This is a genomic window from Gemmatimonadales bacterium (assembly GCA_030697825.1).
GTDB lineage: Bacteria > Gemmatimonadota > Gemmatimonadetes > Gemmatimonadales > JACORV01 > JACORV01.
Window position 1 is genome coordinate 1 of the sequence record JAUYOW010000092.1, and the last position, 10,312, is coordinate 10,312.

Genomic DNA, 10,312 nt, shown 5'->3' on the forward strand with positions numbered 1-10,312 from the left:
CTCCCGTATTCGTGGTAGTATGGGGCGCGGTGGAGCTCGTGCGTCGGGAGGAGCGGACGTGCGGTCGCGCAGGCGGATAGAAACGACGTCGTCGCGAGAATGAAGGCTGAGCGTGCGCGGCGGACGGCGTCCAAACTACTCGGCAGCATGGGGCCCTCTTCGTCAGGCGGCGACCGGCAGCGGCTCGGGCACCGCCGGGAACGTCCGCGTACCGCCTCCAGCCGCAAGCATACGATGGGTTGGCGCCGGCGTCCAGGTGCGGGGGACGGCACAGTCGCTGGGGCAGCGGTCGGACATCCTCGCCCACCGGCGCCGTCGAGAGTCCGGGTCCCGCGGCTAGAGCCGCGGCTCGGCCAAGGGACTGCCGCTGAAGCGGCGGTCCGCTATTGTCCCGCCGCCTCGGTTGTCATACCGTAGATTCGTGCAGCCATTCGAAACCACGCCGCCGGACGTGCAGGACCTCCTCCGCAAGCCCATCAAGGACCTGGGCCTGCGCCTCGAAGGCTCCCCGCTCGAGAAGTACGTCACGCAGTTGTACAAGGAGATCGAGCGGAAGGGGCTCAAGCACTTCCGCCCCGCCTGTTATCTCACGGACGAGTGGGGCTGCCCATCCGGCGAGCCCGTCATCGGCATCCCGTTCTACCTCGCCGACCCGAAGGTCGCCGCGCTCGAGCGCGACATGAACGACCTCGAGGACGAGCGAGAGATCCTGATGTACCTCCGGCACGAAGCCGGCCACGCGTTCAACTACGCCTACGAGCTGTACAAGTCCGACGAGTGGCGCGACCTCTTCGGCCCGTTCCGCCGCCCCTACCGCGAGCACTACCGTCCGGTGCCGTTCTCGCGCCGGTTCGTGCGCCACCTCGCCGGCTGGTACGCCCAGAAGCACCCGGACGAGGATTCCGCGGAGACGTTCGCGGTGTGGCTCACGCCGCGCTCCAACTGGCGCAAGCGCTATCGTGGCTGGGGCGCCCTGCGGAAGCTGCGCTACGTCGATCGCACCGCGCGAAAGGTCGCGGACAAGGAGCCGCTGCGCGCGATGGGCGCGACCGACGTGACGGTGGAGGAGATGGAGATCACGGTCGAGGACTTCTACAAGCACAACGCTCCGGATGAGGCGCAGGCCATCGCCGACCTCGCGCTCGACACGGACCTCACCGACATCTTCCTCAAGGCGTCCTCGCGGCGCCGCAACGGCATCCGGCCGGCCGCCCTGCTGATGGCGGAGCACCGCAAGCAGATCGTGGACAAGATCACCTACTGGACCGGCGTGCGGCGGCCGCTGATCAAGAAGCTGGTGGAGTCCATCGAGGGCCGCGTGAGCGAGCTGAAGCTCTCGGCGCTGAAGGGCCGCGAGTCCACCCATGTGGTGGAGATCACCGCGTACGCGACGACGCTCGCGATGAATTACCTCACCCGCGGCAAGTTCGTGCAGCCCTGAGGGAGGCGTGACGACGCACTCGAACCTCAAGATCGCGATCCTCTACGACGTCTGGGAGAACGGCGCCGAGGCGCCGGCGCTCCCGCCGGCCGAAGAGCCGGCGCCCCAGCGCCGCCGCAAGGGCAAGCGGCGGAAGAAGCAGCGCCGCCCCAAGCTCGACCGCGAGGAGATCTTCGACGCCCTGACCAAGCTCGGCCACGAACCGTCGTATCTCGTGGTGGACGGCGAGGACCGCAGCCTGACCGCGGTCTCGAAGTGCAATGCGGACCTGATCTTCAACCTGACCGAGTCCTACGCCGGCGACGACACCAAGGACATGCACCTGGCCGCGTACCTCGAGCTGATCGACATGCAATACACCGGCGCAGGCCCGCACGGGCTCTACCTGGCGCAGAACAAGGCGCTCGCCAAGAAGATCTTCCACTTCCACGACATCCGGACCCCGTTCTTCGCGGTCTCCTTCAAGGGCCAGCTGGACCACGCGCACGATATCGCCTTCCCGCTCATCGTGAAGCCGCTCTCGGAAGACGGCTCGATCGGTATCGACGCCGGTTCCGTCGTGTCGAGCGTCAAGGAGCTGATGGAGCGGATCGAGCACATCCAGGAGACCTACGACTCGCCGGCGCTGATCGAGGAGTACATCGAGGGGCGCGAGATCTACGCGGCCATCCTGGGCAGCACCGAAAAGCCGGAGGCGCTGCCGCTGGTGGAGCTGGACCTCTCCAAATTGCCTGAGGGGACGCCGAAGATCGCGGGCACCGAAGTGAAGTGGGAGGAAGAATCGGAGGCGTATAAGAAGACGCATTCGCACGTCGCGGAAGACCTGGACGACCAGACCAAGGAGCATCTCCAGCAGACTGCGCTCGCGGCGTATCAGGCGTGCAGGTTGCGGGACTACGGCCGCATCGACATGCGGCTTACGCCGGAGGGGAAGATCTACGTGATCGAGGCTAACCCGAATCCGTGGCTAAGCTCCGGGGCGGAGTTCGCGATGGCGGCCAAGGCCTCGGGCCGGAGCTACTCGGAGCTGATGCAGGACATCGTGGACCTGGCGATGGCGCGGTACGACTGAAGACTAGGATCGCAGAACGCTGATGACGGTCAGGATCAGGCCGACGGTCGTCGCCGCGCTGCCCACCCAGTAGATGAACATCCACTTCAGCAGCTCGGCGCGCGTCTCGGCGAGACCGGACTTGAACTCACCGCGCAGCTCGGAGCGGAGGAAGTCCATCTCCTGGCGCAGCTGCCCGAAACCGGCATCTGTCTCCCGGCGCACCTGTCGCGACGCCGCCTCGGACGCGGCGAACCCGGCATCCATCTCCTGGCGCAGTCGATCCAACGCCGCGTCGGAGCGGGCGAACCGGAGGTCCATGCTCCCGCTCAAACCCGACACGCGTTGCTCCAGCTTCGCGTCGAAACGCGCGAAGTTGGTGTCGAACTGCTCGCGGATCCCCGTGTGGTACGCGACGTCCACCTGGTTGAACCACTCCACCAGTTCGTTGGCGATCTCATCGCCCAGAGTTTCGTAGAACTTCTTCGACAGCTTGGCTGTGACCGGCACTCGGCGCCTCTCCACCCGGGGTCAGGCGCCATTCTAGTATACGCTCGGCCAACTACATAACCAAAACAATGCGGCACGACATCATTGCAGCGCACCGGCTTGCTAGACCCTCACCTCCGAGTGCGCGCCCAGCGACGCGCTCCCCTTGAGCCCCTCCACCACCACGTCGTCACCGAGCATCGCGCCGTCGAGCCGCGCGTTCTCGATCCGGCAGCTCTTCCCGATGATAGCGTCCGTGACCGTGCTGTCGCGCACCAGCGTGCCCGTCTCGATGCTCACGTTCGGCCCCACCGTCGAACGCTCGATGATGACGTCGTCCTCGAGGTAGAGCGGTTCGATCAACGTCGTCCCCGGCGAGAGCTTGCGCGCGCCCGTCGTGCGCGGCGCCCGCGCGCCCATCGGCTCGCCCGACATGCCCTGGTGGCGCCTCTCCAGCAGGATGCGGTTGGTCTCGAGCATCGTGTTCAGCGCGCCGCAGTCGTACCATCCCGCGACCTCCGCCGTCCTGATCTTCCGCCCATGCTCGATCATCCACTGGAAGGCGTCGGTGAGATACCACTCGCCCTGGTGCTGCGGGTTGGCGAGCACGTGGTCGATCCCCTGCCACAGAGCGTCGGTGTCGCGGATGTAGTAGAGCCCGATGTTCGCCAGCTTCGATATCGGCTCCTTGGGCTTCTCGACGATCCTCGTCATGTACCCCGGCGCGTCCGTGACGACCACGCCGAAGCGCTGGTAGTCCTCGACTTCCTTGGCCCAGATGATGCCGTCGTCCTGGCTCGTCTTCACGCCCGACAGGTCCGCGTCGAAGATGGTGTCCACGAAGACGATGAGCACCGGCTCCTTCACGAACGGCCGAGCGAGGTTGATCGCCCCCGCCGTCCCGTCCTGCACTTTCTGCTCCACGAAGCGCTGGGGGACGGGGTAGTGCTTCCGCGCGTACGCCTCGACCTGCTCCTTGAGATGGCCGGTGATGAAGATCAGCTCGGAGAGATCGAGCCCCTCGAGCTTGTCCATCACCCAATCCATGACCGGGCGGCCGGCCACCTTGAGCAGCGGCTTCGGCACCAGGTGGGTGTGCGGCCGGAGCCGCGTCCCCTTCCCCGCGAGCGGGATGATCACTTGCACGTCAGACCCTCCCGTACCGGTCCTGGAGCCGGACCACGTCGTCCAGGTGCGGCGTCGAAGCCTCCAGCACGTCGGTGCGCTCGATCGCCTCGAACTGGTGGACCATCCCGGTCGGCACCTGCTGCGCCGAACCCGCGATCATCTCCCGATCGACCAGCTCACCCGCCTCGTTCCGGTAGCGGAAGATCATCCTGCCGCGCAGCACGTAAATGGACTCGTGTTTCTGGTTGTGGTATTGCAGGCTGAGGCAGTGACCCGGCTCGATGTGCAGGATCTTGCCGACGTACTGGTCCGCCACGGCCCAGATGATCTCGTAGCCCCACGGCTTGTCGATGTGCTTCGGCGTGAACGGGTGCGGATGCTCGGCCATCAGTACCCCGGGATCGTCAGCAGGAGCGAGCTAGGCGACGTCACGCAGGCGCGGGCGCAGACGCCGCAGCCCACACAGCTGTCGCCGATGACGGGGCGTCCCTTCAGGTCGAGGTCCAGCGCCTCCGGACCGATCGGGCAGACCCGGGCGCACACCCCGCACTCGATCCCCTGGAACGCGATGCATCGCTCGGTGTCGAGCGCGAGCGTGCCCATCTTCTCGCTCGCCCACCCGTCGAGCGGCGGGACCAGGGCGCCGGTCGGGCAGACCGTCGCGCAGAACATCCCTTCGCACGCGATGCACGGCTGCCGCATCGGTTCGATGGCCGGCGTGCCCGCCGCCAGCCCCGCATTGGTCGGCGCCGTGACGATGGCGTCCACGGGACAGGCCTCCACGCAATAGCCGCACCGGGTGCAGGCCGCGAGGAACGCCGGCTCCGGCAGCGCGCCCGGCGGCCGGAAGTGCCGGCGCGGCGCCATGCGGTCCGCGAGCAGCCCGGCGGCCTCCTGCGCGATCAGCTTGAATGCTTCGCCCAGGAACCCGCGGCGGGAGTACGCGCCGTCGGCCGGGATCGGTCCGCCTGCTTTGAATGTCACGACCAAGAGAATCTACACCAGATGGGGACGGCGGGGACCACGCGGCACTGGCCGCGGGCTCGCGTGCTACGCCGGGCCGCCGGCGCCCGGAGCGTGCAGCATGCGGTAGCGCAGCAGCTGAAGTTTGCGCCGGATCGAGCCGTCGAACACCCGGTCGCCGATGCGCACGATCACCCCGCCCACCAGGGCCGGGTCGGCGCGGAAATGGGAGAGGACGGTCTTGCCGACGGCCTTGGTGAGCCGCTCGGATATGGCCGCAGCGAGGGCGTCGTCCACCGGCCGCGCCGTCACTACGCCGGCGTGAACCCGGTTGAGGTGACGGTCCACGAGGAGCTGGTAGGCCTCGCTGATGTCCGGGAACATCCCCTGCCTTCCACGCTGCACCACGGCTTGGAGGAACCGGACAAACTGCACCGGCGCATGCCCCTTGAGCGCCTCCTCCAGCACCCGTTTCTTGGCCGCTTTCGTCACCCGAGGCGACTCCAGCACCGCGCGGATCTTCGGCTCGGTGGTGATCGCGCCGGCCACCGCATCGATGAGCAGGCCGAACCCGGCGACGTCGCCGTGGCGCTCCGCCGTGGCTACGAGCGCCTCGGCGTAGTTACGCGCGACGACGAAGTTCTTCACGATCGGCTGTCGTGCATGGCGTTGAGGTAGTCCTGCACCAGCCGGCGGTCGGATTCGGTGTCCAGGTTCTTCCCGATCACCTTGCCGGCCGCCGCGATCGACAGCTCGACCGCCTCATGCCTGAGTTCCGCCAGCGCGCGGTCCTTCTCGATCTCGATCTCGCGCCGCGCCCGCGCCAGCAGCTCTTCCTGCTCGGCCCGGCCCTTGGCCACGATCTCCTCGCGCAGCTTCTCGCCCGCCTGCCGGCCCGACGCCACGATCTCCTGCGCCTCGGACCGCGCGCCGGCCACCTGGGCCTGGTAGTCGGCCAGGAGCCGCTGCGCCTCGGCGTTCGCCTTGGCCGCGGCGTCCAGCTGCCCCTGGATCCGCTGCTCGCGCTCCTCGATCGTCTTGAGGATCGCGGGCCACGCCGTCTTCGCCAGGATCACCATCAGGATGCCGAAGATGAGCAGCGTCCAGATCGTGACGCCCGGGTTGATGTCGAACGGGCCGCCGCCGCCCTCTTCCTGGGCGGCGGCGAGGAGGAAGCCGAAGAGGGTCACTTGAAGACCTTGAACAGGAGCATGAATACCAGCGCCGCCAGCGTCGCGCCCTCGATGAGCGCCGCCGTCAGGATCATCGCGCCGCGGATGTCGGCCGACGCCTCCGGCTGCCGCGCCATCGCTTCCACCGATTGGCCGCCGATGCGCCCGATTCCGAGGCCGGCGCCAATGATCGCGAGCCCCATGCCGATGCCGGCGCCGAGGAGCGCGTTGTTGTTGAGCGCCGTCTTGACGGCATCGCCCGCGGCCTGAGCCGCATCCTGAAGCATGAACATCTGACTTCCTCCCGGGACGTTGATGAAACGCGGCCTAGTGCTCGTGCTGCATCAGGCCGATGAAGACACTCGTGAGCAACGCGAAGATGTACGCCTGGAGAACCGCGACCAGCAGCTCCAGCGCCATCATGAACAACACGAAGACCACCGATCCGCCCGCCACCCCCCACCGCACCAGGAAGGGCCCGGTGCCGAACAGGAAGATGAGCCCCATCAGCGACAGGATCACGAAGTGGCCCGCCGTCATGTTCGCGAACAACCGCAGCATCAGCGCGAACGGCTTCACGAGCTTTCCGATCAGCTCGATGGGGATCATGATCATCGTCAGGATCACCGCCGTGACGCCAGTGGTGCCCGGCGGCACGAAGACTATCGTCTTGAGATAACCTTTCGGCCCCAGCGCAACCATCCCCGAGATCTCGATCGTGGCGAACGCCGTGATGGCGAGCGCACCGGTCACCGCCAGGTTGCCGGTAGCCGTCGCCCCGAAGGGCATCAAGCCGAGCAGATTGCAGTACAGGATCAGCCAGAAGAGAGTGAGGATGTACGGGGCGAAAGTCGCCCCGCCGTGGTGGCCGATGTTCGCGATGGCGACGTCGTTGCGGACGTAGACGACCATCGCCTCGATCATGCTGGCCACGCCCTTGGGCGCCCCGCCCTGCGCGCGCTGGCGGGTGAGGGCGCGTCCGGTGAGGAACATCGTCAGCCACACCAGGAACGCGGCGAAAGCCAGGAACACCACGTGCTTGGTAGGCGTGAGGTCCACCGCCAGGCTGCCGATGTGCACCATCCACGACTCGGCGGGAGGCAGATGAATGACCGACTCGCCGCCCCACGGCCACTCGAACGCGATCTCGTGCGCGTCCGAGGTGTGGTGCAGGATCATCTCGCCGATGTCGGGCCCTTGCCTCATGTCAGGAACTTGTTCTCCGCAAAGAGGAGCGAGAGCAGCACCGTCAGGTATCCCGCCGCGACCCAGAGGGGCGGCAGCACCGCGTTGAACCCGATCAGGACGGCGGCGACGATCACCAAGCTCACGGCGCGCGCCGCGATGGTCGCCACGAAGCGGCGGTTGAACTCACCGGCCGGCGCCGCCATGCCGGGCCGGAGGCTCGCCACCGCGGCCACCTGCGCCCCGAACGCCACCGCGCTTCCCACCAGCGAGGCGGCCAGTGCCATCACCCCCGCCATCGCGAAAGCCACGACCGCGACCGCACCCTCGACCACTGCGCCGGTCAGGACGATCTTGGCGAACCAGCTCACGACGCGGGCCCCGACTTCGGCCGGCTGCTTCCCCCGCCCTCCGCCAGCACCCGGCGCAGGAAGGCGTACATCCCCGCACCGAGCCCCACCAGCAGGCCGACCAGCATGAAGACCGGTCCCGTATGCAGCCACCCATCCACCAGGCGGCCGATCCACAGGAAAAGGAGGATGGCCAGGGCGAGCTGAAAGCCGGCGCTGACGATGGCGTAGCCCGCGCCGAACCCCCGGCTTTCCGGGCTTCTCTCTTCGTCTTGAGCCATGCGGCGGGCGGAAATATAGCCCTTGTGAAATCTTTCGCAAAGCTCGCCGGCGGGGGTCGGCGGGCGCAGTTGTCAGCGTCCGGAGGCGGGGCTCTGCCGCCGCACCATCTCCGGCCAGTTCTGCAGGTAGACGATCTCGCCGAGCCGGCCCTGCCGCACCATGACGAAGCTGCGGCCGTCCGGGAACACATCGTAGTCCGCGTGCGGTACCGACTGCTCGTACGTGGAAAACGGGAACAACGGGGTTCGCGACAGTACGCGGAACTCCGGGGCCGTTGCGATGCTCGCCGCGAAGAGCATCGGCTCGCCGCTCGCCTGGGTGCCGACGTAGAAGAGCTCCCGGCCATTGCGGTTCCACACCGGCTCCGTGCCGCCGCCCTGAGACACGAGCGTCTTGGCTCCCCCGCCCGGGAACGCCCGCACGTAGACCTCGAGACGGCCGGACTCGTCCGACTGATACGCCAGCCAGCGCCCATCGGGCGAGAGCGCGGCGTGACTCTCGCTGAATCGCGTCGCCAGCACCGGCGTGGTGCTTCGGCCCGGGTCCAGATCCACCTGCATGATGTCCCAGCTGCCGCCGATCCCCGAGTAGGAGCCGACGCCGGACCGGCCATCCGGGGTGTAGGTGTGGACCGACATGTTGTTGAAGACGAGCAGCGATTCCGCGCTGCCGCTGCCGTCCGCGCGGCTGCGCAGCAGCGCCAGGCCCGAGCCTCTGGCGCTCATGTAGGTGACGCTGCGTCCGTCCGGCAGCCAGGTGGGATCGTGCCCGTCGTTCTGGAATGACAGGCGCGTGGTGGTGCGGTCTTTCAGGTCGAGCAACCAGACATCGCGGGTCCGCTCGGTGACGTCGAAGGCGACGCGCCGGCCATCCGGCGACACCCGCGGGCTGTGGTACCGCCGCGGCTCCTCCGTGATCACGGCCACGCGGCCGCCGCGATCCACGCGCACCAGGTCCGTGGGCTGCGCCGGCACGTACGCGAGCGCGCCGCCAGGCGAGACGACCACCTGCGGGAGCCCGCCAGGTACGATGCGCACGTTGCGGGCGAGTTGGGTCACCGTCGAGCCGACGGTCATCCGTCCGGCGTCGAACGGCGCCGCGAACAGACCGCCGCCGGCATCGCACCAGATCAGGGTTCCCTGCGCATACCATGCTCCGCTGACGGGCGTGCGCAGGATGCGCCGGCGCGCGCCGGCGCTCGGGTCGATGGCGTCCACCGGACCATTCGTGCTGACTCCGATCCAGACGTGCGTCAGGATGGACCCATCGGGCAGGATTCCGCCGGGAATCAGACCCAGCTCGCCATTCGCCGTGTCGGGCACGGCGAGGGTGTCGATGGTCCCGTCGCCCAACAGACGGCCCAGGCTGAACCCGAGCGTCGTGACGATGAAGCCGTCACGGTCGTCCCAGATGTACCTGAAGATCCCCTGCGGCGGTGTGGGCACCGTGACGGCGGGACCACCAAGAGCCGGCATCCGTTTCAGCGTCGTGCCCTGGAAGAAGGCGAGCCAGCGGCCGTCGGGGGAGAATCGTGGCTCGGTCGTGCCTTCGGTCCCGCCGATCAGCGACGGTTCCAGCGCGTCGAGCGCCCGGCTGAACTGCTCCTGGCCGCGTGGCGTCTCGCCGGTGTACACGATCGTCCGGCCGTCGGGCGAGAGCGCGATGACGGTCAGCGGTGCGCCGAACAGGCGGCTGGTTTCCGGGAGCTGGATCGAGAAACGGGCTGGCGGCGGTCCATCCCCGCGCGGCGCCAGCAGGCGCCCGCCGACCAGCCCCGCTGCCAGCAACGCGACCGCGGCGGCCGGGAGCGCCCACCGGCGCCGAGGCCGTTCGGCGGAACGCTTTACGGTGCCTTCGCGCGGGGCGGGCATCGGCACGCCCTGGCCGGCCAGAGCGTCGCTGAACTGCGCCGCGGTCGCGAACCGGTCGGCGGGCAGTTTCTCGAGCGCGCGCCCGACCGCGGCTTCGACGTGGGCGGGCACCGTGCGCCGCTGGAGCGTCAGACTGCGCGGCTCCTCCGTCATCACCCGCGCGATGATCGCCTGCGCCGTAGGGCCAGTGAACGGCGGCTCGGCCGTCAGCATCTCGTACAGCACGCAACCGAGCGCGTAGATGTCGGCCTTGGGCGTGATCTCCCGCTCCCCCATCGCCTGCTCGGGCGCCATGTAGTGCGGCGTGCCGAGGCTCATCCCGGTCTCGGTCATCCGCGTGCCGCCGTCCGAGCGGCTCACGGCCAGCGCGATCCCGAAGT

The 10,312-nt window shown here is 68.2% G+C and carries 13 protein-coding genes; 2 read left to right on the top strand and 11 right to left on the bottom strand.

The window, feature by feature from the left end; all coding sequences use genetic code 11:
• Window positions 1–421: 421 nt before the first annotated feature.
• The gene (locus tag Q8Q85_04590; protein MDP3773524.1) at window positions 422–1,441 is read left to right on the top strand and encodes a putative zinc-binding metallopeptidase; all 1,020 of its coding nucleotides are present in this window, start codon (window positions 422–424) and stop codon (window positions 1,439–1,441) included.
• A 7-nt stretch (window positions 1,442–1,448) separates the two neighbouring features.
• Window positions 1,449–2,513, top strand: a complete 1,065-nt coding sequence (locus Q8Q85_04595) for an ATP-grasp domain-containing protein (GenBank protein ID MDP3773525.1) — start codon at window positions 1,449–1,451, stop codon at window positions 2,511–2,513.
• Window positions 2,514–2,516: 3 nt separating this feature from the next.
• On the opposite strand, the gene Q8Q85_04600 is transcribed toward Q8Q85_04595, so the two are convergent.
• The 11 genes from Q8Q85_04600 to Q8Q85_04650 all read right to left on the bottom strand — a co-directional run.
• Entirely contained in the window at window positions 2,517–3,002 is a 486-nt protein-coding gene (locus Q8Q85_04600) for a hypothetical protein (GenBank protein MDP3773526.1), read from the bottom strand.
• Between the two features lie 102 nt (window positions 3,003–3,104).
• Window positions 3,105–4,127, bottom strand: coding sequence for a sugar phosphate nucleotidyltransferase (locus tag Q8Q85_04605; GenBank protein MDP3773527.1), 1,023 nt, complete (start codon window positions 4,125–4,127; stop codon window positions 3,105–3,107).
• A gap of 1 nt (window position 4,128) precedes the next feature.
• A complete protein-coding gene (locus Q8Q85_04610) occupies window positions 4,129–4,497 on the bottom strand; it encodes a cupin domain-containing protein (protein ID MDP3773528.1) in 369 nt (122 codons plus the stop codon).
• Window positions 4,497–5,093, bottom strand: coding sequence for a 4Fe-4S dicluster domain-containing protein (locus Q8Q85_04615; protein MDP3773529.1), 597 nt, complete (start codon window positions 5,091–5,093; stop codon window positions 4,497–4,499). The genes Q8Q85_04610 and Q8Q85_04615 overlap by 1 nt, the downstream gene beginning before the upstream one ends.
• A gap of 66 nt (window positions 5,094–5,159) precedes the next feature.
• Window positions 5,160–5,720 (bottom strand): ATP synthase F1 subunit delta, encoded by a 561-nt coding sequence (gene atpH, locus Q8Q85_04620; GenBank protein MDP3773530.1) that lies wholly within the window; start codon window positions 5,718–5,720, stop codon window positions 5,160–5,162.
• On the bottom strand, window positions 5,717–6,262 hold the full coding sequence (gene atpF, locus Q8Q85_04625) for a F0F1 ATP synthase subunit B (GenBank protein ID MDP3773531.1): 546 nt from the start codon (window positions 6,260–6,262) through the stop codon (window positions 5,717–5,719). The genes atpH and atpF overlap by 4 nt, the downstream gene beginning before the upstream one ends.
• Complete coding sequence (gene atpE / locus Q8Q85_04630) at window positions 6,259–6,537, bottom strand: ATP synthase F0 subunit C (protein MDP3773532.1); 279 nt, start codon at window positions 6,535–6,537, stop codon at window positions 6,259–6,261. The genes atpF and atpE overlap by 4 nt, the downstream gene beginning before the upstream one ends.
• 34 nt (window positions 6,538–6,571) lie before the next feature.
• Window positions 6,572–7,450 (bottom strand): F0F1 ATP synthase subunit A, encoded by an 879-nt coding sequence (atpB, locus tag Q8Q85_04635; protein MDP3773533.1) that lies wholly within the window; start codon window positions 7,448–7,450, stop codon window positions 6,572–6,574.
• Window positions 7,447–7,800, bottom strand: a complete 354-nt coding sequence (locus Q8Q85_04640; GenBank protein ID MDP3773534.1) for a hypothetical protein — start codon at window positions 7,798–7,800, stop codon at window positions 7,447–7,449. The genes atpB and Q8Q85_04640 overlap by 4 nt, the downstream gene beginning before the upstream one ends.
• Entirely contained in the window at window positions 7,797–8,060 is a 264-nt protein-coding gene (locus Q8Q85_04645) for an AtpZ/AtpI family protein (protein ID MDP3773535.1), read from the bottom strand. The genes Q8Q85_04640 and Q8Q85_04645 overlap by 4 nt, the downstream gene beginning before the upstream one ends.
• 72 nt (window positions 8,061–8,132) lie before the next feature.
• Window positions 8,133–10,312, bottom strand: a 2,180-nt coding sequence (locus Q8Q85_04650) for a protein kinase (protein MDP3773536.1), incomplete at its 5' end; no start/stop codon positions are given.